The 22,527-nt window shown below is 68.6% G+C and carries 22 protein-coding genes; 17 read left to right on the top strand and 5 right to left on the bottom strand.

Going from position 1 to position 22,527, the window contains the following annotated elements:
- The first annotated feature begins 24 nt into the window (after window positions 1-24).
- From BJ991_RS13330 to BJ991_RS13310, 5 genes are all read left to right on the top strand, one after another.
- Entirely contained in the window at window positions 25-483 is a 459-nt protein-coding gene (locus BJ991_RS13330; protein ID WP_179490738.1) for a cell division protein SepF, read from the top strand.
- A 3-nt stretch (window positions 484-486) separates the two neighbouring features.
- Entirely contained in the window at window positions 487-786 is a 300-nt protein-coding gene (locus tag BJ991_RS13325) for a YggT family protein (protein WP_179490736.1), read from the top strand.
- A gap of 160 nt (window positions 787-946) precedes the next feature.
- Window positions 947-1,525, top strand: a complete 579-nt coding sequence (locus tag BJ991_RS13320; RefSeq protein WP_179490734.1) for a DivIVA domain-containing protein — start codon at window positions 947-949, stop codon at window positions 1,523-1,525.
- 9 nt (window positions 1,526-1,534) lie between these two features.
- Window positions 1,535-2,152, top strand: coding sequence for a signal peptidase II (lspA, locus tag BJ991_RS13315; protein WP_246301096.1), 618 nt, complete (start codon window positions 1,535-1,537; stop codon window positions 2,150-2,152).
- Window position 2,153: 1 nt separating this feature from the next.
- Entirely contained in the window at window positions 2,154-3,074 is a 921-nt protein-coding gene (locus BJ991_RS13310) for an RluA family pseudouridine synthase (protein ID WP_179490732.1), read from the top strand.
- A gap of 6 nt (window positions 3,075-3,080) precedes the next feature.
- Here BJ991_RS13310 and BJ991_RS13305 read toward each other — a convergent pair whose 3' ends face one another.
- Window positions 3,081-3,800 carry a TetR/AcrR family transcriptional regulator gene (locus BJ991_RS13305; RefSeq protein ID WP_179490730.1) on the bottom strand — a complete coding sequence of 240 codons (720 nt, stop codon included), beginning with the start codon at window positions 3,798-3,800 and terminating at the stop codon, window positions 3,081-3,083.
- A 106-nt stretch (window positions 3,801-3,906) separates the two neighbouring features.
- Here BJ991_RS13305 and BJ991_RS13300 point away from each other — a divergent pair, with 106 nt between their 5' ends.
- The 6 genes from BJ991_RS13300 (at window position 3,907) to BJ991_RS13275 (ending at window position 12,343) form a co-directional block, all read left to right on the top strand.
- Window positions 3,907-4,479, top strand: a complete 573-nt coding sequence (locus BJ991_RS13300; RefSeq protein WP_179490729.1) for a GNAT family N-acetyltransferase — start codon at window positions 3,907-3,909, stop codon at window positions 4,477-4,479.
- A gap of 224 nt (window positions 4,480-4,703) precedes the next feature.
- A complete protein-coding gene (dnaE, locus tag BJ991_RS13295; RefSeq protein WP_218853277.1) occupies window positions 4,704-8,174 on the top strand; it encodes a DNA polymerase III subunit alpha in 3,471 nt (1,156 codons plus the stop codon).
- Between the two features lie 103 nt (window positions 8,175-8,277).
- A complete protein-coding gene (locus BJ991_RS13290) occupies window positions 8,278-9,339 on the top strand; it encodes a hypothetical protein (RefSeq protein ID WP_179490725.1) in 1,062 nt (353 codons plus the stop codon).
- A 71-nt stretch (window positions 9,340-9,410) separates the two neighbouring features.
- Entirely contained in the window at window positions 9,411-10,778 is a 1,368-nt protein-coding gene (hisD, locus tag BJ991_RS13285; protein ID WP_179490723.1) for a histidinol dehydrogenase, read from the top strand.
- Between the two features lie 12 nt (window positions 10,779-10,790).
- Complete coding sequence (nrdR, locus tag BJ991_RS13280) at window positions 10,791-11,276, top strand: transcriptional regulator NrdR (protein WP_179490721.1); 486 nt, start codon at window positions 10,791-10,793, stop codon at window positions 11,274-11,276.
- 41 nt (window positions 11,277-11,317) lie between these two features.
- Entirely contained in the window at window positions 11,318-12,343 is a 1,026-nt protein-coding gene (locus BJ991_RS13275) for a quinone-dependent dihydroorotate dehydrogenase (RefSeq protein ID WP_179490719.1), read from the top strand.
- A gap of 36 nt (window positions 12,344-12,379) precedes the next feature.
- Here the strand turns inward: BJ991_RS13275 and BJ991_RS13270 are convergent, their stop codons facing one another.
- Window positions 12,380-12,973, bottom strand: a complete 594-nt coding sequence (locus BJ991_RS13270; RefSeq protein ID WP_179490717.1) for a DUF3043 domain-containing protein — start codon at window positions 12,971-12,973, stop codon at window positions 12,380-12,382.
- A gap of 47 nt (window positions 12,974-13,020) precedes the next feature.
- Between BJ991_RS13270 and BJ991_RS13265 the strand changes: the two genes are divergently transcribed.
- From BJ991_RS13265 to BJ991_RS13240, 6 genes are all read left to right on the top strand, one after another.
- Complete coding sequence (locus BJ991_RS13265) at window positions 13,021-14,415, top strand: dipeptidase (protein ID WP_179490715.1); 1,395 nt, start codon at window positions 13,021-13,023, stop codon at window positions 14,413-14,415.
- Window positions 14,416-14,512: 97 nt separating this feature from the next.
- Window positions 14,513-14,878, top strand: coding sequence for an iron-sulfur cluster insertion protein ErpA (gene erpA, locus BJ991_RS13260; RefSeq protein ID WP_179490713.1), 366 nt, complete (start codon window positions 14,513-14,515; stop codon window positions 14,876-14,878).
- Between the two features lie 181 nt (window positions 14,879-15,059).
- A complete protein-coding gene (gene ctaC, locus BJ991_RS13255) occupies window positions 15,060-15,962 on the top strand; it encodes an aa3-type cytochrome oxidase subunit II (protein WP_179490711.1) in 903 nt (300 codons plus the stop codon).
- A gap of 2 nt (window positions 15,963-15,964) precedes the next feature.
- Window positions 15,965-17,728 (top strand): aa3-type cytochrome oxidase subunit I, encoded by a 1,764-nt coding sequence (gene ctaD / locus BJ991_RS13250; protein ID WP_179490709.1) that lies wholly within the window; start codon window positions 15,965-15,967, stop codon window positions 17,726-17,728.
- Entirely contained in the window at window positions 17,729-18,160 is a 432-nt protein-coding gene (locus BJ991_RS13245; RefSeq protein ID WP_179490707.1) for a cytochrome c oxidase subunit 4, read from the top strand.
- Window positions 18,161-18,218: 58 nt separating this feature from the next.
- Window positions 18,219-18,950, top strand: coding sequence for a PP2C family protein-serine/threonine phosphatase (locus BJ991_RS13240; protein WP_179490705.1), 732 nt, complete (start codon window positions 18,219-18,221; stop codon window positions 18,948-18,950).
- Window positions 18,951-19,036: 86 nt separating this feature from the next.
- On the opposite strand, the gene BJ991_RS13235 is transcribed toward BJ991_RS13240, so the two are convergent.
- The 3 genes from BJ991_RS13235 to qcrA form a co-directional block, all read right to left on the bottom strand.
- Entirely contained in the window at window positions 19,037-19,459 is a 423-nt protein-coding gene (locus tag BJ991_RS13235) for a rhodanese-like domain-containing protein (RefSeq protein ID WP_179490703.1), read from the bottom strand.
- A 155-nt stretch (window positions 19,460-19,614) separates the two neighbouring features.
- Window positions 19,615-21,444: a cytochrome bc1 complex cytochrome b subunit gene (qcrB, locus tag BJ991_RS13230; protein ID WP_179490701.1), complete on the bottom strand. Its 1,830-nt coding sequence runs from the start codon at window positions 21,442-21,444 to the stop codon at window positions 19,615-19,617.
- A complete protein-coding gene (gene qcrA / locus BJ991_RS13225; protein ID WP_179490699.1) occupies window positions 21,441-22,520 on the bottom strand; it encodes a cytochrome bc1 complex Rieske iron-sulfur subunit in 1,080 nt (359 codons plus the stop codon). Before qcrA ends, qcrB begins: the two co-directional genes overlap by 4 nt.
- Window positions 22,521-22,527 lie beyond the last annotated feature (7 nt).

The raw sequence follows: 22,527 nt of genomic DNA, 5'->3' as shown, positions 1-22,527 counted from the left end.
CGCGACGCGATGACGGAGGATGCGATGTCCAACCCGCTGAAGAAGACGATGGTGTACCTGGGGCTCGCCGACGAAGAAGAGGCCTACGAGGAGCCGACGCCACAGCCGGCCCCGCGTGCCGGCAAGTCGGTCGAGAAGCCGGCCGCGCCGATCACGCCGATCCACCGGCCCGCTGTCGTGCGGCAGCCCGCGGCCAGCCCGATCTCCGAGATTCTGACGGTCCACCCCAAGCAGTACCGCGACGCGCAGGTCATCGCCGAGAACTTCCGTGACGGCATCCCCGTCATCATCAACCTCTCGCAGATGAGCGACGCCGACGCGCGACGGCTGATCGACTTCGCGAGCGGCCTCTCTCTCGGCCTCTACGGCCGCATCGAGCGGGTCACGAGCAAGGTCTTCCTGCTGTCGCCCGAGAACGTGGCGGTGTCGGGTGACGGGACGGTCGCGCAGGCCGATCCCGACGCGGTTCCGTTCGCGCCGTAACCCGTGTTCGTCCTTCAGCTCATCGCCGGGATCCTCAACACGCTGCTCCTGATCTACGTCCTCATCCTGCTCGTCCGGCTCGTGCTCGACTGGATCCCGTTCTTCAATCGCGAGTGGCGTCCGAAGGGTGCCGGACTCGTCGTCGCCGAGGTCGTCTACACGATCACCGATCCGCCGATCAAGCTGTTCCGGCGGTTCATCCCGCCCCTTCGCGTCGGCTCGGTGGCGATCGATTTCGCGTTCGCGCTGACGCTGCTCCTGTGCTTCATCCTGCTCTCGGTCACGCGCGCGATCGCCGGCTGAGCGTCATCATCCTCAGCACTTTCTCAGTAGGACACACGGGGTCCGCCCCTTCGACACGCTTCCGAGCCACGGCTATGCTGTCTTGGACAGTGGCGCGTCCCCCGCGGCGGGCCAACCCCGACATCGGCCAGCGACCAGTGCGCGCGAAAGAGGAAACACCATGGCATTGACTCCCGATGACGTCGTCACGAAGCAGTTCCAGCACGTCCGGTTCAAGGAGGGCTTCGATCCGGACGAGGTCGACGACTTCCTCGACGAGATCGTCGTGGAGTGGCGCAAGGCTCTGGCCGAGAACGAGGAGCTGAAGGCGAAGCTCGCCGCGTACGAGTCGGGCGCCGCCGCTCCCGCCGCCGCGCCGGCAGCCGCTCCCTTGCAGCAGCTGGCGCCGTCCGCCGAGGGCGGTCCGCCTGCCGCCGCGAGCGCGGGCATCATCGAGCTGGCCCAGCGCCTGCACGACGAGCACGTCGCCGAGGGCCGCGCCAAGCGCGACCAGCTCATCGCCGACGCGCAGTCGCAGGCCGCCTCGATCGTCGCCGACGCCGAGGCGCGCGGCCGCGACGAGATCGCGCGTCTCGACAAGGAGCGCACGTCGCTCGAGGCCCGCATCGCCGAGCTGCGCACGTTCGAGCGCGACTACCGCGCCCAGCTTCGCGGCTTCATCGAGGGCAAGCTCCGCGACCTCGAGACCACGGCCACGGCATCCGGGCCCACGCCGGTTTCGAGCATCGGCGGCCTGTAGGCCGATCCTTTGACGAACCGCCGTCCTCTCAGACCTGCGGCGGCCGGTGCCATCGTCGCGCTCCTCGCGTTGATGGTGCTGGCCGCCGATCAGTTCACGAAGTACCTCGCCATCGAGAACCTCCCGCCCGGGGAGCCGGTCCACGTTCTCGGCGACTTCCTGATCTTCATCCTCACGCGCAACCCCGGCGCCGCGTTCTCGCTCGGCGAGGGCGTCACGTGGATCTTCACGATCGCGCTGGCCGCGGTCGCCGTGGTGGTCGTGTGGCTCACGGTCACGCGCGTCCGCTCGCGTGTGTGGGCCGTCGCCCTCGGGCTGCTGCTCGGCGGCGTGCTGGGCAACCTGACCGACCGCGTCCTGCGTGAGCCGGGCTTCCCCGTCGGACACGTCGTAGACTTCATCAACACCCCGTGGATGATGCCGGCGATCTACAACGTCGCCGACATCTTCATCGTGTCGATGATGATCGGCGTGGCGCTGCTCGTGCTCGTCGGACTCCACCTCGACGGCACGCGTGAGCGCCGCGCGGCGTCGGAAGACGACGAAACGACGGATGCCGCGCCCGCCGGCTCTCCCGACCAGGACCTGCCCGACCAGCCGACGGCGGACGACGCCACGAGGGACTGACATGGAGTCCCGCAGCCTTCCGGTTCCCGACGGGCTCGACGGCGTCCGGGTCGACGCCGCCCTCGCCAAGATGCTCGGGTTCTCGCGCACGTTCGCGGCCGAGGTCGCCGAGGCCGGTGGCGTGCACCTCGACGGGCGGCCGCTCGCGAAATCCGACAAGCTGCGCGGCGGATCGTGGCTCGAGGTCACGTGGACTCCGAAAGAAGAGCCGCGCGTGGTCCCGGTCGAAGTGCCGGACCTCGGCATCGTGTACGACGACGATGACATCGTGGTGGTCGACAAGCCGCCGGGTGTCGCGGCCCACCCTTCGCTCGGGTGGGAGGGCCCGACAGTGCTCGGCGCGCTCGCGGCGGGCGGCTACCGCATCGCGACGACCGGCGCCGCCGAGCGCCAGGGCATCGTCCACCGCCTCGACGTCGGCACGAGCGGGCTCATGGTCGTCGCCAAGTCCGAACGCGCGTACACGGCGCTCAAACGCGCGTTCAAGGAGCGCGAGGTCGACAAGATCTACCACGCGGTGGTGCAGGGGCATCCGGACCCGCTCGTCGGCACCATCGACGTGCCGATCGGACGCCACCCCACGCACTCGTGGAAGTTCGCGGTGACGCCCCACGGCAAGGACTCGGTCACGCACTACGAGACGATCGAGGCGTTCCGCGGCGCGGCGTTGCTCGAGATCGACCTCGAGACGGGGCGCACGCACCAGATCCGCGTGCACATGGCCGCCCACCGGCATCCGTGCGTCGGTGATCCGCTCTACGGCGCCGACCCGACGCTCTCGGCGCGTCTCGGTCTCACGCGGCAGTGGCTGCACGCGCGCCGGCTCGCGTTCACGCACCCGACGACGGGGGAGTGGATGGAGTTCACGTCCGAGTACCCGCCCGATCTCGCGCACGCGCTCGAAGTGCTGCGCCAGGAGTGACGCGCGTCAGCCGGCGGGTTGCGGCGCAGCCGCCTCGGCGCCGGCGTCGGGCGCGGCATCCGTCTCCTCCGCCGGGTCGGACCCACTCGGCTCGTCGATGACTGACGGCTGCGGGCTGATGACGCCCGCGACGATCGAGCGGATCGCGAACTCGGTCGCGCTCGCGAGGTCGACGGCGTCGGGGGCGAGCAGCCACTGTACCTGCAGGCCGTCCATGACGGCGAGGATCGATGCGGATGCGTCGTCGATCGCATCGCGGTCGGTCACGCCGTGCTCGGCGCACACGACCTCGAACGCGTGGCGGACCTCGCGGCGCAGCGTCTCGTACCGCTGCTCGAAGAACTCCTTGGCGGGGTGGTCGTCGGTGACCGACTCGGCCGACAGCACCGCGTACGCCTGCACGATGCCCGCCCGCCGGCTGTTGAGGAACGCCGTGTGGATGAGGTGGCGGAACAGGTCGATGCCGTCCGGGATGTGCTTGCCTTCGAGGTGCGCGACGTCTGTCTGGTCGCGGTAGCTCAGCACTTCGAGCAGCAGGCGGTCCTTCGTGCCGAAGTGGTGCAGGATGCCCGCGTGGGTCATATCGACCTGCTCGGCGATCTCGGTGAGAGGGGCCTTGTTGTAGCCCCTGCTCCCGAACGTCTGCATCGCCGCCTTGAGGATCTCCTCGCGGCGCTGGATCGTCTCCTGGCGCATTTTCGGCTCACGTCGCCGGGGTGCGTTCATGTTCGCGACTCTATCAGCCGTGTGTTACATACTTGTCAGAAACCCGGAGAAGGTCGGCGGCGTGAGCGTCTGACGGAGTGTCGGCTGCGGGGTGCAGAGTGGTCACATGGTGATCGAGGTGCGTCCGGCCGAGGTGTTCGACGACGTGGCGACGATGCTCGGCCCCAAGAACCCGAACTCCACGGTGTGCTTCTGCCTGAGCTACCGCATCCCGTCGAAGGAGTCGAGGGAGCTGCTCGGGCCCGCACGCGCCGAGCGCGTGCGTCGCCTGATGGACGAGGAGGGCCCGATCGGCGTTCTCGCGTACGAGGGCGACGAGGTCGTCGGCTGGGCCGCCGTCGCCCCGCGTTCGCGCACCCATTTCGCGACGTTCCGCAAGATCCCTCACGTCGACGACCGCGACGTGTGGTCGACGTGGTGCTTCCGCGTGCGGCCGGGCCATCGCAAGAAGGGCATCATGCACTCCCTCCTCGAGGGCGCGGTCGAGTTCGCGCGAGACCAGGGCGCTCCCGCGATCGAGGGGTATCCGGTCGACAACGGCGATGCCAGGGTCGACCTCACGATGGCGTACGTCGGCACGCGGCGCCTCTTCGAGAAGGCGGGGTTCACGAAGGCGGCCGACACCGCGTCGGTGCTCTCGGGCTTCCCGCGCGTGCTGATGCGGCGCGAGCTGTCATGAGCATTCGCGCGGCGCTCCTGCGTCGACGTCGCGCGGTGGCGAACGGCCCCTGAGTGCGCCTCCTGTCCGCTGAACCCTCAGGTTCGACTCGAAGGTGAGACGAGCTCGCGGCGCGAATCGGCGGATGCCGCGTGCGCCGGCCCGACGTGTCGGAGTCGCTCCCTAGACTCGACGACGTGGCATCCGACTCCTTCGTTCACCTCCATGTGCACACCGAGTACTCGATGCTCGACGGTGCCGCGCGCATCGGCCCGCTCATCCAAGAGGCGGTCAAGCAGGGCATGCCCGCGATCGCCGTCACCGACCATGGCCAGACCTTCGCGGCGTACGAGTTCTACAAGACCGCCAAGGACGCCGGCATCAAGCCCATCATCGGCATCGAGGCGTACGTCACGCCCGGCACGCACCGCGCCGACAAGGCGCGCGTGCGGTGGGGCACGCCCGAGCAGAGCGACGACGACGTGTCCGGCTCGGGCGCGTACACCCACATGACGCTGCTCTCCGAGACGACCGAAGGCATGCACAACCTCTTCCGGCTGTCGTCGCTCGCGAGCATCGAGGGCTACTACTTCAAGCCCCGCATGGACCGAGAGCTGCTGCAGAAGTACTCGAAGGGGCTGATCGCGACGACCGGCTGCCCGTCCGGCGAGGTGCAGACGCGCCTGCGTCTGGGGCAGTACGACGCCGCGCGCGCCGCGGCCGCCGAGTTCCAGGACATCTTCGGCAAGGAGAACTACTTCGCCGAGATCATGGATCACGGGCTCTCGATCGAGCGGCGCATCATGAGCGACCTGCTCTCGATCGCGAAGGATCTCAAGATCCCGCTCGTCGGCACGAACGATCTGCACTACACGCACCAGCACGACGCGCAGAGCCACGCGGCGCTCCTGTGCGTGCAGTCCGGCTCGACGCTCGACGACCCGAAGCGCTTCAAGTTCGACGGCGACGGCTACTACCTCAAGAGCACCGCCGAGATGAAGCAGGTCTTCCGCGACCATCCCGAGGCGATCGAGTCGACGCTCCTCATCGCCGAGCGCTGCGACGTCGAGTTCAACACGTCGGCGAACTACATGCCGCGGTTCCCCGTGCCCGAGGGCGAGACCGAGGAGTCCTGGTTCATCAAGGAGGTCGAACGAGGACTCCACGAGCGCTACCCGAACGGCATCCCCGACGAGGTGCGCAAGCAGGCCGAGTACGAGACCCAGGTCATCGTCCAGATGGGCTTCCCCGGGTACTTCCTCGTGGTCGCAGACTTCATCAACTGGGCCAAGCGCAACGGCATCCGCGTCGGTCCCGGCCGAGGCTCGGGCGCAGGCTCCATGGCTGCGTACGCGATGCGGATCACCGATCTCGATCCCCTCCAGCACGGGCTGATCTTCGAGCGCTTCCTCAACCCCGACCGAGTCTCGATGCCCGACTTCGACGTCGACTTCGACGACCGTCGCCGGGGCGAGGTCATCCAGTACGTGACGGAGAAGTACGGCGACGAGCGCGTCGCGCAGATCGTCACGTACGGCACGATCAAGGCGAAGCAGGCACTGAAGGACGCGGGCCGGGTGCTCGGATTCCCCTTCAGCATGGGGGAGCGGCTCACGAAGGCGATGCCGCCCGCGGTCATGGGCAAGGACATGCCGCTCGACGGCATGTTCGACCCGCAGCATCCGCGCTACCGAGAGGCGTCCGAATTCCGGGCACTGATCGAGACGGATGCCGAGGCGAAGACCGTCTACGGCACGGCGGTCGGCCTCGAGAACCTCAAGCGCCAGTGGGGTGTGCACGCGGCCGGCGTGATCATGTCGAGCGAGCCGCTCATCGACATCATCCCGATCATGAAGCGCGAGCAGGACGGGCAGATCGTCACGCAGTTCGACTACCCGGCGTGCGAGGCTCTCGGCCTCATCAAGATGGACTTCCTCGGGCTGCGCAACCTCACGATCATCGACGACGCGCTCGACAACATCGAGGCCAACCGCGGCGAGCGGCTCGTGCTCGAAGACCTCGGGCTCGACGATCAAGAGGCGTACGAGCTTCTCGCTCGGGGCGACACGCTCGGCGTGTTCCAGCTAGACGGCGGGCCGATGCGCTCGCTCCTGCGGCTCATGAGGCCCGACAACTTCGAAGACATCTCGGCCGTCATCGCGCTGTACCGCCCCGGTCCGATGGGGGCGAACTCGCACATCAACTACGCGCTGCGGAAGACCGGCCAGCAGGAGATCACCCCGATCCACCCCGAACTGGAAGAGCCCCTCGCCGACATCCTCGACACCACCTACGGCCTGATCATCTATCAGGAGCAGGTGATGGCCATCGCCCAGAAGGTCGCGGGCTTCACACTCGGCCAGGCCGACATCATGCGCCGCGCGATGGGCAAGAAGAAGAAGTCCGAGCTCGACAAGCAGTACGAGGGCTTCGAGGCGGGGATGAAGTCGAACGGCTTCGGCGAGCAGGCGATCAAGACCCTGTGGGACATCCTCGTCCCCTTCTCCGACTACGCGTTCAACAAGGCGCACTCCGCCGCGTACGGCCTCATCGCGTACTGGACCGCCTACCTCAAAGCGCACTACCCGGCGGAGTACATGGCCGCGCTGCTGACGAGCGTCGGCGACGCGAAGGACAAGCTCGCGGTGTACCTCAACGAGTGCCGCCGCATGGGCATCAAGGTGCTGCCGCCCGACGTGGTCGAGTCGACGCGGTACTTCGCCGCCGTCGGCAACGACATCCGCTTCGGACTGGGCGCGGTGCGCAACGTCGGAGCGAACGTCGTCGACTCGATCGTCGCGGCGCGCACCGAGTCGCCGGTCACCTCGTTCCACGATTTCCTCGCGAAGGTTCCGGTGCACGTCGCGAACAAGCGCACCGTCGAGTCGCTCATCAAGGCGGGAGCGTTCGACTCGCTCGGGGCCACTCGCCGTGCGCTGATGGAGATCCACGAGGACGCGACCGAGCAGGCTGTGCTCGACAAACGACGCGAGGCGAACGGCGAGGTCGGATTCGACTTCGACTCGCTGTGGGGCGACGACGAGCCGCAGCAGACGCAGAAGGTGCCTGACCGTCCCGAGTGGACCAAGAAGGACAAGCTCGCGTTCGAGCGCGAGATGCTCGGGTTGTACGTCTCCGACCATCCGCTGGCCGGCCTGGAGATCCCGCTCGCCAAGCATGCCTCCATCAACATCCACGACCTGCTCGCGTCCGAGGACCTCACCGACGGCGACCAGGTCACGATCGCGGGGCTGGTCACGAGCGTGCAGCACCGAGTGGCCAAGTCGAGCGGCAACCCGTACGGCATGATCACCGTCGAGGACTTCGACGGCGAGGTCACGGTCATGTTCATGGGCAAGACCTACACCGAGTTCCAGTCGATGCTGCAGCCCGACTCGATCCTCGTCGTGCGGGGCCGCGTGTCGCGTCGCGACGACGGCCTGAACCTGCACGCGGTGTCGTGCTTCGCGCCGGACCTCGGGGCCGTCGACGCATCCGGTCCGCTCGTGCTCGTGATGCCCGAGCATCGCGCCACGGAGTCCGTCGTGACCGAGCTCGCGAACGTTCTCGAACGGCACCGCGGCGACACCGAGGTGACGCTCCGGCTGCACCGCGGCTCGACCGCGAAGGTCTTCGAGGTGCCGCATCCGGTGACGGTGACGTCCGACCTGTACGGCGAGCTGAAGGGCCTCCTCGGTCCGCAGTGCCTGGGATGACCGACCCTCGCAGACATCGGCGTTGTCTCACGGTGGTCTCATCGGCCGTGAGTAGGATCGCAACCACGCGTCAGGACAAGACGTCGTGCGGAAAGGGAAGATCGTGACAGACGAGCGCAGGCTTGACGAAACGAGCGACACCACCGAGTACGAAGCAGCGGCTCAGGCCGACGCGACGGCCGACGACACGACCGCGGCGGAGTCCGACCCCCTCGTGGGCGACGACGTCGGCGGCGCCGAGCTGCCGCCGCAGTACGGCGTGGGCCCCTTCTCGATCCGCGAGGTCGCGCTGGGCGTGGCGTGGCTGGTCGCCTTCGTCGTCTCGTTCTTCTCTGTCAACAATCTCCGCTTCGAGTCGGTATGGACCGCTGGGATCAGCTGGATCCTCACGATCGCGCTGCCCACCGTCGCGGTCTTCCTCATCGTGCTGCGGCGCCTCTCGCCCGAGGGCATCCGCCGTGTCGGCTCCCTCGGCATCGACCAGTTCGCGTCGGTGGCCTTCTCGGTGTCGGCCGCGGTGTGGCTCATGTGGATCTGGGAGACGGTGAGCATCGTCGCCCAGAACGGCCCCTGGGTGCGCTCGTGGGTCATGTGGGTCTCGTTCGCGGCGATGGTCGCCGGAGTCGTGTTCACCGTGTTCGGCCCGCTCATCCCGCCGTTCTCGGAGGACTTCCGCGGCCGCCAGGAGGTGGTCGCGCACCGCGTCGCGCGCCCGACGCGCCCCGTCAGCAAGCGCCCCGCGCCCGAACGGCTCCCCGCCTCCGCAGAAGCGTCGCAGCCAGCCGGCGAGTACGCGCCCGCGCAGGCGTACGGTGAGCCCGACACCTCCACCGCGGCATACGCCGGTGGCGGTTACGGCCAGGGCGGCTACGGCGAGCAGGCGTACGGCGGCGACGCGTACGGTTCTCAGGGCCCGGATGCCGCGCAGGATTGGGCGCCCGCCGCACAGTCGGCCCCGCAGACATCGTCCGTGCGCTACCAGGCCTTCTGGGCGCTCGTGCCCGAGGAGCGCGACGTCGTCGACGAGCGCGGGATCCCGCTCTTCCGCATCGGGCCCACCGCGTGGGCCCTCGTGATCGAGGACCGCAGCGACACGTTCGTCGTCCGCCACGAGGACGGGCGCGTCGGCTACCTGCACGATGTCACAGGGGTCACGCGCGGCTGACGCCGTCGGATCGGCTGACGCCGTCGGATCGGCTGGCGGGAACGCCCAGTCTCGCGCGCTAGCCTGGAACGATGCTCCGCACGATCGACCTGCGTGGCCGCACTCTGACCCCTTCCGAGCTCCTCGCCATCGTTCCGCGCGCCACCGCGGCCCGCGAGGAGGCCCAGCATGCGGCGGCCCGTCTCGTCGCGGACGTCGCCCGCGAAGGCGAGCGGGCGCTCCGCGCGCAGGCCGAGCAGTTCGACCGGACGGTCGGCCACGACATCCGCGTCCCGCAGGAGCACATCGACGACGCGGTCGCCACGCTCGACCCGCCCGTCCGCGCGGCGCTCGAAGAAGCGATCGCACGCGTCCGCATCGCGTCGGCCGCGCAGGTTCCGCCGCCCGCGACGACGGAGCTCGCGCCGGGAGCCCGCGTCATCCAGCGCTGGCAGCCGGTGCGCCGCGTGGGGGTGTACGTGCCGGGCGGCAAGGCCGTATACCCGTCGAGCGTCGTGATGAACGTCGTGCCCGCGCAGGTGGCCGGCGTCACGGAGATCGCCCTCGCGACTCCGCCCCAGCACGAGCACGGTGGCCGCGCGCACCCGGTGATCCTCGCCGCGGCAGGGCTTCTCGGCGTGACCGAGGTCTATGCGATGGGTGGCGCGGGGGCGATCGGTGCGTTCGCACACGGTGTGCCCGGCATGGGTCTCGACCGGGTCGACGTCGTCACCGGGCCGGGGAACAACTTCGTCGCGGCGGCCAAGCGCGTCGTCGCGGGGCTCGTCGGGACGGATGCCGAGGCCGGCGCCACCGAGATCCTCATCGTCGCCGACGAGGCGGCCGATCCGCGTCTCGTGTCGGCCGACCTCATCAGCCAGGCCGAGCACGACGAGCAGGCCTCCGCCGTGCTCGTCACGACGTCGCCCCAGCTCGCGGACTCCGTCGCGGCCGACATCGCGGACCGCGCCGCGCGCACGCGACACGCCGAGCGCATCGCCGCTGCGCTCTCCGGACCGCAATCGGCGATCGTCCTCGTCGACGACATCGCGGCCGCCACGGACTTCAGCAACGCGTACGCCCCGGAGCACCTCGAGCTGCACCTGGCCGACCCGCGGCCGGAGGACTTCATCCACGCGGGTGCCGTCTTCGTCGGCCCGGACTCGCCGGTGAGCCTCGGCGACTACCTCGCGGGCAGCAACCACGTGCTGCCGACGGGCGGCCAGGCGCGCTACGCGTCGGGCCTGTCGGCCGCGACGTTCCTGCGGCCGCAGCAGGTCATCGAGTACGACCACGAGGCGCTCGCGCGAGTGCGCGACGAGATCGTGGTCCTCGCCGATGCCGAGGCGCTGCCCGCGCACGGCGAGGCGATCACGGCCCGTTTCGAGTCCTCCGAGTCCGACTCCGAATCCGCTGACGCGTCGGCGTCGGCCGGACCTGCCGCCGCCCGTCGGGCGTAGTCTGTCGGTGCCATGCACTGCCCCTTCTGCCGCCACCCCGACTCACGCGTGATCGACTCCCGCACGAGCGACGACGGTCTCAGCATCCGTCGCCGCCGTCAGTGCCCGCAGTGCGGTGGGCGCTTCTCGACGATCGAGACCGCGAGCCTCAACGTCATCAAGCGCTCCGGCGTGATCGAGCCTTTCAGCCGCGAGAAGGTCATGTCCGGTGTCCGCAAGGCGTGCCAGGGGCGTCCCGTGACCGACGGAGACCTCGCGGTGCTCGCCCAGAAGGTCGAGGAGACCGTGCGGCAGACCGGTGCGTCGCAGGTGGACACGAACGAGATCGGCCTCGCGATCCTCGGTCCGCTTCGCGAGCTCGACGAGGTCGCGTACCTGCGCTTCGCGAGCGTGTATCAGGCGTTCGAGTCGCTCGAGGACTTCGAGGCGGCGATCGCGCTGCTGCGCGCCGACCACGCGTACGCGGGCACCGCGGGCGACGACGACGCCGACGGCTGACCAGGGAAGAGCGGGCGAGCGCGGCCGATAGCCTGGAGGGGATGTATCCCCTCCTCTTCCGCACGGTCCTGTCGCGTCTTGATCCCGAGCGCGCGCATCATCTGGCGATGGCGGTGATCCGGATGCTGGGGCTCCCGCCCGCGAGCGCGATCGCGCGCGCGCTGACGCGCCCCGACGCGTCCCTGCGCACCCACGCGCTGGGGCTGACGTTCGACTCGCCGTTCGGCGTCGCCGCCGGCTTCGACAAGGACGTCGTCGGCGTGAAGGGCCTCTACGCGCTCGGGTTCGGGCACGTCGAGGTCGGGACGCTCACGGCCATCCCGCAGGAGGGGAACCCGCGTCCGCGGCTGTTCCGGCTCATCCCGGACCGCGCGGTCGTCAACCGCATGGGGTTCAACAACCGCGGCGCGCAGGCCGCCGCCGCACGCCTCGCGAAGCTGCGCCGGCGCGCGAAGCGCCCCGTCATCGGCGTGAACATCGGCAAGAGCCGCGTGGTGGACGTCGCGGATGCCACGGCAGACTACGAGCGCAGCGCGCGCCTGCTCGCACCCCTCGCCGACTATCTCGTCGTCAACGTGTCCTCGCCGAACACGCCAGGGCTGCGGGGGCTCCAGGCCGTCGAGACGCTGCGACCCCTGCTGCAGACCGTCAAGGACGCCTCGGGCGCGACGCCGCTCCTCGTGAAGATCGCACCCGACCTGCCCGACGACGAGATCACGGGTATCGCCGCCCTCGCGGTCGACTTGGGGCTTGCCGGCATCATCGCCACGAACACGACGATCTCACGCGAGGGGCTCGCCACCGACCCCGCGGTCGTCGCCGCGGCGGGGGAGGGCGGACTCTCGGGCGCACCCCTGAAGGTGCGGTCGCTCGACGTGCTGCGGCTCGTGCGCGCGGCGGTGCCGGACACTTTCTGCGTCGTATCGGTTGGCGGTGTGGAGACCGCCGACGACGTGCGGGAGCGACTGGACGCCGGGGCCGACCTCGTGCAGGGCTACACGGCGTTCCTGTACCGCGGCCCGCTGTGGGCACGGCAGATCAATCGAGGCCTGGTCGCTCACGACTGATTCCGACGGATGCGCCGGGGCGCGGCATCCGCCGGATCACGACGGGTGCTGACCGCGCGCGACCTGCGCCTTGGGAAGGCGCATGAAGCGCATCTGGATCGTCCGCATCGCGGAGTACCAGCCGAGGCCCTTCTCCAAGCGGTCTGCGCCGAACTTCGCGCGCGCGGCGCGCTTGACGCGAATGGACGTGACGATCATGTCGGCGATCACGAAGAGGATGAAGATCCACAGCCCGATGAACGCCCAGTACTGGATCATCGCGGAGGGGATGAACGTGGCGACGATGACGATCACCATCGCGGGCATCACCGCCTCGCCGAGGTGCCAGCCCGCGTCGACGAAGTCGCGTGCGAACTTGCGCTGCGGCCCCTGGTCGCGCGGGGGGAGGTACTTCGGGTCGCCGGCCGCCATGCCCTGACGGGCCTTCTCGCGCTGCGTCGCGAGCTCGGCGCGGGCGCGCGCCTTCGCCTCTTTCGTGTCGGCGACGAGGGGCCGCCTGCGCGCGGCCTCACGCTCGGCGCGCGTCGGGGTCGGGCGGCCCTTGCCCGAGGTTCCGCCGACGGACTCCCCGTTGAGGACGGTGCCGTCGGAGGCGCCATCGGATGCGGGTGCGGAAGGGGTTCTGGCCACGGCTGATCCTCGCTGGTCCGGAAAGGGGTGCCCTTAAGATTACCCGCATGACCTCAGAGAACTCCCGGCCCCAGGCAGTCCGCGACGCCGCCGAGACGGGCATCCCGTCGGCCCTCGCAGACCTCGGCACGCTCGTGCGCATCCCCTCGATCGCGTTCCCCGGGTTCGACCCGGCCGAAGTGCGTCGCAGTGCCGAGACCGTCGCCGGCCTCGCCCGCGACCTCGGGATCTTCGAGACCGTCGACGTGCGGCAGGCCGCGATTCCCGGCACCGACGAGCTCGGCATGCCCGCGGTGATCGCCACGCGCGCGGCGCGCAACGGGCGCCCCACGATCCTGCTGTACGCGCACCACGATGTGCAGCCCGTCGGCGACGAGGCCCTGTGGGAGTCGCCCCCGTTCGAGCCGACGCTGCGCGATGGACGGCTGTACGGCCGCGGGGCGGCCGATGACAAGGCCGGCATCATGGTGCACCTCGGTGCGCTCCGAGCACTGAAGGAGGCGCTCGGCGACGACTTCGACCTCGGCGTCGCGCTCTTCTTCGAAGGCGAGGAGGAGGCCGGCTCGCGGTCTTTCGCGCAGTTCCTGAGCGACAACGCGGATGCCTTGAACGCCGACGTCATCGTCGTCGCCGACTCCGGCAACTGGGACGCGAAGACGCCCGCGCTCACCGTGTCGCTGCGCGGCAACACGCGTTTCACGATGCGGGTCCGCACTCTCGAGCACGCGTCGCACTCGGGGATGTTCGGGGGAGCGGTCCCTGACGCGATGATGGCGACGGTCACGCTCCTTGCGACGCTGTGGGACCAGGACGGCGCCGTCGCCGTCGAAGGTCTCACCGAGCGCGACGCGCCGACGCCCGAGTACGGCGAGGACAAGCTGCGTGACGAGGCGGGGCTGCCCGAGGGTGTGTCGCCGGTGGGGCGGGGCACGATCCTGAGCCGTCTGTGGAACAAGCCGTCGATCACGGTCACCGGCATCGACGCTCCCAGCGTCGCGAACGCTTCGAACACGCTCAGCCCCGAGATCTCGGTCGTCGTCAGCGCGCGCATCGCCCCCGGGCAGCGGGCGGCGGACGCGTATGCCGCGATCGAGGCGCACATGCGTGCGCACGCGCCGTTCGGCGCGCGGCTCGAGTTCACCGACCAGGACTACGGTGATCCGTTCCTCGTCGACACGTCCGGATGGGCCGTGGCCGACGTCCGGGACGCGTTCAGCGAGGCCTACGGCGTCGACCCCGTCGACATGGGCGTGGGCGGCTCGATCCCGTTCATCGCCGATCTCGTGCGCGAGTTCCCGGGGGCGCAGATCCTCGTTACGGGCGTCGAGGATCCGCACGGCAAGGCGCACAGCCCGAACGAGTCCCTGCACCTCGAGACGTTCCGCAACGCGCTCGTCGCCGAGGCGCTCCTGCTCGAGAAGCTCGACGCGCGCACCCGTTGAGCGGGCCGCCGTGCGGCGGTTCCCGAGCCCCCTCACATGCGGCGGGCGTAGAATCGCAGCATCCGCCGCGTGACCGCGGCCCGTCCGGAGGAGTGCCATGACCGACACCGCACTGTCGACCGATCAGATCGCGCGCGAGCACGGCGTGCTGCTGACCGACGCCGCCGCGCAGAAGGTGAAGAGCCTGCTCGAGCAGGAAGGACGCGACGACCTGCGTCTGCGCGTCGCCGTCCAGCCCGGCGGATGCAGCGGCCTGATCTACCAGCTCTACTTCGACGAGCGGTTCCTCGAGGGCGACAAGGCCGTGGACTTCGAGGGCGTCGAGGTCATCGTCGACGACATGAGCATCCCGTACCTCGACGGGGCCACGATCGACTTCAAGGACACGATCTCGGAGCAGGGCTTCACGATCGACAACCCCAATGCGGCGGGCAGCTGCGCCTGCGGCGACAGCTTCCACTGAACGCCGACCGACGAGGCCCGTGACGATGCGTCCGGGCCTCTTCGTCGTGCCGTCGGAACGCCGGGTTTCCGGGCATCCGCGACCCGCTGAGCGGGTGAAGGCTGGGGACTTGGCCGGAATCGGCTGAGCGGTTGCCCTAGACTGGCACCAGTCACATTTCGCAACTCTGAAAGGTGCGCCCGTGCCGTCGAAACGCCGTCTTCGCTGGGCCCTGATACCGGTCGGTATCGCTGCGGCCGTCGTGCTCGCCGGATGCACACCGACCGAGCTGAACGGCTTCCTCCCTGGCTTCGTCGAGGACGGCACGCCCGCCACGGACCGCACCGAGATGGTGTCGGGCCTGTGGACCAACTCGTGGATCGTGCTGCTCGTCGTCGGCCTGGTGACATGGGGCCTCATGGGGTGGGCGGCGATCGCCTACCGCCGTCGCAAGGGTCAGGTCGGCCTGCCCGTGCAGCTGCGGTACAACATGCCGATCGAGATCTTCTACACGATCGTGCCGTTCATCCTCGTGATCGGGTTCTTCGCGTTCACCGCACGTGACCAGGCGATCCTCGAGACGCAGTACGACGACCCCGACGTGTCGATCACCGCGATCGGCAAGCAGTGGTCGTGGGACTTCATGTACGACGGCGAGGACGAGGACAACGCCGATGCCGTGTGGACGATGGGCGTCCAGGCCCAGCCCGAGGCCAACGGCGACATCGACCAGGACTCGCTGCCGACCCTCTACCTGCCCGTCGACCAGACCGTCAAGGTCAAGCTCCAGTCGCGTGACGTGGTCCACTCGTTCTGGATCATCGACTTCCTCTACAAGAAGGACATGTACATCGGCAAGGACAACTTCTGGTCCTTCACGCCGACCCGCGAGGGCACGTACGCCGGCAAGTGCGCCGAGCTGTGCGGCGAGTACCACTCGATGATGCTGTTCAACGTGAAGGTCGTCAGCGAGCAAGAGTACGAGGACTACCTCGAGTCGCTCCGCGCCGCGGGGCAGACCGGCGACATCGACGACGCGTACGACCGCCTGCAGAACCTGCCCGGCACCACTGGTGAGGCGTCCGAGCACGAGGGAGACAGCTGATCATGGCCACGACGCTTCCGCTTCAGGAACCGACCCAGGGTCGCCCGACCACCCTGCCGCCCCGCCAGGCGGCGCTGCTCAGCGCGACTCGCGTCGAGCAGAAGGGCAACATCATCGTCAAGTGGATCACCTCCACCGACCACAAGACGATCGGCTACATGTACCTCATCGCGTCGGTGCTGTTCTTCCTGCTCGGCGGGGTGATGGCGCTCATCATCCGCGCTGAGCTCTTCGAGCCGGGCATGCAGATCGTGCCGACGAAGGAGCAGTACAACCAGCTCTTCACGATGCACGGCACGATCATGCTGCTGATGTTCGCGACCCCGCTGTTCGCGGGCTTCGCGAACGCGGTGCTGCCGCTGCAGATCGGCGCCCCCGACGTCGCGTTCCCGCGCCTGAACGCCTTCGCCTTCTGGCTGTTCCTGTTCGGCTCGCTCATCGCCGTGTCAGGCTTCCTGACGCCCCAGGGCGCTGCCGCCTTCGGCTGGTTCGCGTATCAGCCGCTCGCGAATGCGACGTTCTCACCAGGGGCCGGCGGAAATCTCTGGATGCTCGGCCTCGGCATGAGCGGATTCGGCACGATTCTCGGTGCCGTGAACTTCATCACGACGATCGTCACGATGCGCGCGCCGGGCATGACCATGTGGCGCATGCCGATCTTCTCGTGGAACACGCTCGTCACGAGCATCCTCATCCTGATGGCGTTCCCCGTGCTCGCGGCGGCACTCCTCGCGGCTGCGGCCGACCGCGTGCTCGGCTCGCACATCTACGACCCGGCCAACGGCGGCGTGCTGCTGTGGCAGCACCTGTTCTGGTTCTTCGGTCACCCCGAGGTGTACATCATCGCCCTGCCGTTCTTCGGCATCATCTCAGAGGTCCTTCCGGTGTTCAGCCGCAAGCCGATCTTCGGGTACAAGACGCTGATCTACGCGACGATCTCGATCGCGGCCCTGTCGGTCGCGGTGTGGGCGCACCACATGTACGTCACGGGTGCGGTGCTGCTGCCGTTCTTCGCGCTCATGACCATGCTCATCGCGGTCCCGACGGGTGTGAAGATCTTCAACTGGATCGGCACGATGTGGCGAGGATCGGTGACCTTCGAGACACCGATGGTGTTCGCCCTCGGCTTCCTCGTGTCGTTCGTGTTCGGTGGTCTGACCGGCGTGATCCTCGCCTCGCCGCCACTCGACTTCCACATCTCCGACTCGTACTTCGTGGTCGCGCACTTCCACTACGTGGTGTTCGGCACGGTCGTGTTCGCGATGTTCTCCGGCTTCTACTTCTGGTGGCCGAAGTGGACGGGCCGCATGCTCAACGAGCGCCTCGGCTACGTGCACTTCTGGATGCTGTTCATCGGCTTCCACATGACGTTCCTCATCCAGCACTGGCTGGGCGTGGACGGCATGGTCCGTCGCTACGCGGACTACTCCGCGGCCGACGGATGGACGTGGCAGAACCAGGTCTCGACGGTGGGTGCGATCATCCTCGGTGCGTCGATGATCCCCTTCCTGTTCAACGTCTGGATCACCGCCCGCAAGGCGCCGAAGGTGACCGTGAACGACCCGTGGGGCTACGGTGCGTCGCTCGAGTGGGCGACGAGCTGCCCGCCGCCGCGGCACAACTTCACGTCGATCCCGCGCATCCGCAGCGAGCGTCCGGCATTCGACCTGAACCACCCCGAGGCCGGCCTGCCGGTCGGTGTGGGCCCGGCGAAGGACGCGCCCGCTGCACCCGTTGTCGACGCAGCCGAAGGAGAAGTGAAGTAGATGCGGACCAACGTCGGACTCTGGTGGGTCCTGAGCGGCTTCTTCTTCATCGTCGCGGTCGTCTATACGTGGTGGAACCTCGTCAACAACACCGGCGAGGTCGTCAACCGGATCGAGTGGGTCGGCACGATCGTGCTGCTGTTCACGTCATTCATGTCGCTGCTCATCGCGTTCTACGTGAGCCGCGTCCACCGCGCGCAGGGCGGCGAGCTTCCCGAGGACCGTCTCACTGCTGAGATCGACGACGGCGACCCCGAGCTGGGTGAGTTCAGCCCCTGGTCGTGGTGGCCCATCGTGCTCGCGTTCGCGGCCGCCCTCGGCATGATCGGTCTCGCGGTCGGCACGTGGCTGATGCCGATCGGGATCGCCGTGTTCGTCATCGCGATCGTCGGCTGGGTATACGAGTACTACCGCGGCTACTTCGCGCGCTGATCACGTGCCGTTGCGGCTGAGTGCTGCCGCGGTGTCGGACGTCGGTCCGCATCGCGCGATGAACCAGGATTCGGCGTTCACCGCGCCCTGGGCCGCCGCCGTGGCGGACGGCGTGGGCGGAGGACCCTCCGGGGATCTCGCGTCGTCCGCGTTCCTGCATCGCCTCGTGGCCGGCATCCGCGGGCCGCTCGTGCTCGATGACTGGCTGCAGCGCATCCGGATCGCCAACTGGGACCTGCGTGCGCACGTCGAGCGCGACCCTTCGCTCGCCGGGATGGCGACCACGTTCACGGGGCTGCTCACGGCTCCCGACGGCACGGTGATCCTCGCGCACACGGGGGACTCCCGCGCGTACCTGCTGCGCGACGGCGGGCTGACGCAGGAGTCGCACGACGACTCGCTTGTGCAGGTGCTCGTCGACCGAGGGCTGATCGCCGAATCGGATGCCGCAACGCACCCCCAGCGGAACATCATCACGGCGTCGATGCAGGGTCGGGACGAGGACGTGATCGCGATCGTGGCGCGGGTCTCGGATGTCGGCGATCGGTGGCTGCTGTGCAGCGACGGAGTGACCGACTACGTGCCGGAGCGTTCGCTCGCTCCGGTGCTCGCCACGGGGTCGCCGCTGACGGCCGCGCGTTCGCTCGTCGAGTTCGCCCTTCGCGCGGGCTCGCGCGACAACATCACCGCCGTGGTCTGCGACGTCGTCCCCGAGGTGCTCGAGCCGATCACACCGGAGTTCGCCGGCGCGGCCGCTGAGCGCTTCCGTGAGGAGCTGGAGTCCGCATAAGCGTCCGGGGGCTCAACCCCGCCGGTAACGTGTGCTCATGGGGCACATGGGGCATCCTGGGGCCGCAGCTCCCGAGGAATCGGGCGTCAGTCCGACGTCATCCGCTCGCGGACGACCATCGTCAGGGGGTCGAACGTGCGGGGGAGTGCACCCTCGTCGTTCTCGATCGGCTGCCCCTCGCGCACCCAGTACTCGTAACCGCCGATCATCTCTCGCACGGCGTACCCGATCTTCGCGAACTCGAGCGCACCCTTGGTGCCGGCATTGCACCCGGGGCTCCAGCAGTAGACCACGACGGGCGTGTCCGCGGGGATTTCGCGAGGAGCCCGCGTCGCGATCTCGCGGTAGTGCATGTGGATGGCGCCGGGAATCCGCCCCTGCGCCCACGCTTCGTCGCTGCGCACGTCGACGAGCACGAACCGTTGACCGGCCTTCTGCGCGTCGTAGACGTCGGAGGCGTCTGTCTCGTGGGTGAGCTTCGCGGAGAAGTAGGTGAGGGCGTCGGTCATGGTTCCACCCTAGGCACGACTACGCCGCGGCCTGTCGCCTAGGGGCGCCATGTCACGTGCGATTCCTGCCGATCGTGCTCGGCGGGCTGTGCGAAAGGCGGATGCCCCCGCCCGCCGAAAGGGGAGCCGGGGCATCCGGTGTGCGTGACAGCGACTTACTCGTCGCCGTTCTGGTTGCGCTTCTTCGACTTCTTCGAGTTCTCGTCTTCGACCACGATCACGTTCGACGGGCGGTTGGCCGTCTCGGTGTTGTGGCCGTCGTCGATCGGCACGTGCGGGGCGTCGGGAACACCGGCGCGCTCGTGGGCGGCCTGGATCTCAGCGTCCTCCTCGACCGCGATGTGGTCGAGCGTGTGGTGCTGGTGCTCGAGCGCCGCGGCCATCTCGGCCTGCGTGACCGGCGCCAGGCGGTCCTCGAAGAACCAGCGGGACAGCGCCGCGCGGAGGTTCTGGTGCCACGGGATGCGTCCACGCGCGTTCGGGCGGACGACCAGGGGCTCCTCAACCTCGTGACCGATGAGCTTCCACCGCTCGTAATCGTCGACAGGCTGGTGCACCTCGATGTACTCGCCGCCGGGCAGGCGGACGATGCGACCGGACTCGTAGCCGTGCAGCGCGATCTCGCGGTCCTTCTTCTGCAGCGCGATGCAGATCCGCTTCGTCACGAAGTAGGCGATGATCGGACCCACGATGAGCAGGGCCTGGAGAGTGTGGATGACACCCTCCATCGTGAGCCAGAAGTGCGTCGCGATGATGTCGGACGAGGCGGCGGCCCACAGGACGGCGTAGAACGTGACGCCCGCCGCACCGATGGCCGTGCGCGTCGCGGCGTTGCGCGGACGCTGCGCGATGTGGTGCTCGCGCTTGTCGCCCGTGATCCACGCCTCGATGAAGGGGTAGATGAGGACGAGCACGATGAACAGACCGAGCGCGGCCAGCGGGATGAGGATGTTGAACGACCACGTGCGGTCGAGGAACACGAACTCGAGGTGCGGCGGAACCAGGCGCAGTGCGCCGTCCGCGAATCCGATGTACCAGTCGGGCTGCGTGCCGGCGGACACGGGGGAGGGGTCGTACGGTCCGTAGTTCCAGATCGGGTTGATCGTGAACAGCGATGCGATGAGCACGATCACGCCGAACGTGATGAAGAAGAACCCACCCATCTTGGACATGTACACGGGCATCATCGGGTAGCCGACGACGTTGCTGTTCGTGCGCGCCGCGCCGGCGAACTGCGTGTGCTTGTTGATGACCATGAGCATCAGGTGCACGACGAGCAGCGCCACCAGGATCGCCGGCAGCAGCAGGATGTGCAGCGTGTACAGACGGCCGACGATCGCCGTGCCGGGGAATTCGCCTCCGAACAGCAGGAACGAGGTCCACGTGCCGATCAGCGGGATGCCCTTGATCATGCCGTCGATGATGCGGAGGCCGTTGCCCGAGAGGAGGTCGTCGGGCAGCGAATAGCCGGTGAAGCCCTCGCCCATCGCGAGGATGAACAGGATGAAGCCGATCACCCAGTTCAGCTCGCGCGGCTTGCGGAACGCGCCGGTGAAGAACACGCGGAGCATGTGCACACCGATGCCGGCGACGAACACCAGAGCCGCCCAGTGGTGGATCTGGCGCACGAGCAGGCCGCCGCGGATGTCGAACGAGATCGTCAGGGTCGAGTCGAGCGCCGCCGACATCTCGACGCCTCGCATCGGGATGAACGCGCCCGAGTAGTGCGTGGGCACCATCGAGGCCTGGAAGAAGAACGTCAGGAACGTGCCCGAGAGCAGGACGACGACGAAGCTCCACAGCGCGATCTCGCCCAGCATGAACGACCAGTGGTCGGGGAAGATCTTGCGGCCCAGCTCCTTGACGAAGCCGGAGAGGCTGGTCCGCTCATCGATGTAGTTCGCGGCGGCGCCGACGAAGCGGCCGCCGAGCGGCTTCTCCTTGGTCTCCGCCTGGAACGGGGAGGTTGCGGATGCGGTACTCAATGGCGCTCCCAGAAGCTCGGGCCGACGGGCTCGGTGAAGTCGCTGCGGGCGACGAGATAGCCCTCGTCGTCGACCGTGATGGGCAGCTGCGGCAGGGGACGTGCCGCCGGTCCGAAGATCACGGCCGCGCCGCGCGTGACATCGAACTGTGACTGGTGGCACGGGCACAGCAGATGATGCGTCTGCTGCTCGTACAGGGCGACCGGGCATCCGACGTGCGTGCAGACCTTCGAGTAGGCCACGATGCCGTCATACGACCAGTCCTTGCGGTCTTCGGCCTCGACGAGCTGCTCGGGCAGCAGGCGCATGACCAGCACGATCGCCTTGGCCTTCTCTTCGAGGTAGCCCTCGTCGTGACCCATCTCCGCGAGGTTCTCGGGGATCACGTGCATTGCCGAGCCGAGCGTGACGTCCGCGGCGCGGATCGGAGTGCCCTCGGGGTCGCGCGCGAGGCGCATGCCCTCCTCCCACATCGTGTGGGACAGCAGCGCGACCGGGTCGCCCGCGATCGCGTTCGTCGGGCTGTTCTGCGGGGCCAGTCCGCGGAACAGGGCGATGCCGGGGACCACCGAGGCGATGAGGGCCGCGAACAGCGAGTTGCGGATCATCGCGCGACGGCCGAAGCCCGACTCTTCGTTCGCGTCGGCGAAGGCCTTGACCGCGGACTCGCGCGTCGAGTCACGGCCGCGCGTGGCGTGCCGCGGCTCGATGAACTCCTTGTCGGACATGACGGCCTTCGACCAGTGGATCGCGCCGATGCCCAGGGCCAGCAGCGCGAGTGCGATGCCGAGTCCGACGAAGAGGTTGTTGTAGCGGATGTCCGCGATCCGGCCGCTCTCGATCGGGAAGATGATGTAGGCCGCCACGGAGAAGACGCTCGCCGCCACCGACAGGTAGAACAGCGTGTAGATCGTCCGCACGGCGCGCTTCATCGCGACCGGGTCCTTGTCGGTCATGCGCGCCCGGTGGGGCGGCAGGTCCGGCGTCTTCACGGGGTCGCTGACGGCGACCGCGAGCCCCGGTGAGGGCTTCCAGGAGGCCCTCTCGTGCTCGAGCGGGTCTTCCTCGTGTGCCATGCTGTGT

It is taken from the genome of Microbacterium immunditiarum, assembly GCF_013409785.1.
In the GTDB taxonomy this organism is placed as follows: Bacteria; Actinomycetota; Actinomycetes; order Actinomycetales; family Microbacteriaceae; genus Microbacterium; species Microbacterium immunditiarum.
This window is presented reverse-complemented; position numbering and strand designations above follow the sequence as displayed.

Excerpts from the sequence above, each read along its gene's own strand:
- BJ991_RS13330 (WP_179490738.1), top strand. The coding sequence starts at position 25 with ATGTCCAACCCGCTGAAGAAGACGATGGTGTACCTGGGGCTCGCCGAC.
- BJ991_RS13320 (WP_179490734.1), top strand. The coding sequence starts at position 947 with ATGGCATTGACTCCCGATGACGTCGTCACGAAGCAGTTCCAGCACGTC.
- BJ991_RS13310 (WP_179490732.1), top strand. The coding sequence starts at position 2,154 with ATGGAGTCCCGCAGCCTTCCGGTTCCCGACGGGCTCGACGGCGTCCGG.
- BJ991_RS13305 (WP_179490730.1), bottom strand. The coding sequence starts at position 3,800 with ATGAACGCACCCCGGCGACGTGAGCCGAAAATGCGCCAGGAGACGATC.
- BJ991_RS13300 (WP_179490729.1), top strand. The coding sequence starts at position 3,907 with ATGGTGATCGAGGTGCGTCCGGCCGAGGTGTTCGACGACGTGGCGACG.
- dnaE (WP_218853277.1), top strand. The coding sequence starts at position 4,704 with ATGCTCGACGGTGCCGCGCGCATCGGCCCGCTCATCCAAGAGGCGGTC.
- hisD (WP_179490723.1), top strand. The coding sequence starts at position 9,411 with ATGCTCCGCACGATCGACCTGCGTGGCCGCACTCTGACCCCTTCCGAG.
- nrdR (WP_179490721.1), top strand. The coding sequence starts at position 10,791 with ATGCACTGCCCCTTCTGCCGCCACCCCGACTCACGCGTGATCGACTCC.
- BJ991_RS13275 (WP_179490719.1), top strand. The coding sequence starts at position 11,318 with ATGTATCCCCTCCTCTTCCGCACGGTCCTGTCGCGTCTTGATCCCGAG.
- BJ991_RS13265 (WP_179490715.1), top strand. The coding sequence starts at position 13,021 with ATGACCTCAGAGAACTCCCGGCCCCAGGCAGTCCGCGACGCCGCCGAG.
- erpA (WP_179490713.1), top strand. The coding sequence starts at position 14,513 with ATGACCGACACCGCACTGTCGACCGATCAGATCGCGCGCGAGCACGGC.
- ctaD (WP_179490709.1), top strand. The coding sequence starts at position 15,965 with ATGGCCACGACGCTTCCGCTTCAGGAACCGACCCAGGGTCGCCCGACC.
- BJ991_RS13245 (WP_179490707.1), top strand. The coding sequence starts at position 17,729 with ATGCGGACCAACGTCGGACTCTGGTGGGTCCTGAGCGGCTTCTTCTTC.
- BJ991_RS13240 (WP_179490705.1), top strand. The coding sequence starts at position 18,219 with ATGAACCAGGATTCGGCGTTCACCGCGCCCTGGGCCGCCGCCGTGGCG.
- BJ991_RS13235 (WP_179490703.1), bottom strand. The coding sequence starts at position 19,459 with ATGACCGACGCCCTCACCTACTTCTCCGCGAAGCTCACCCACGAGACA.
- qcrA (WP_179490699.1), bottom strand. The coding sequence starts at position 22,520 with ATGGCACACGAGGAAGACCCGCTCGAGCACGAGAGGGCCTCCTGGAAG.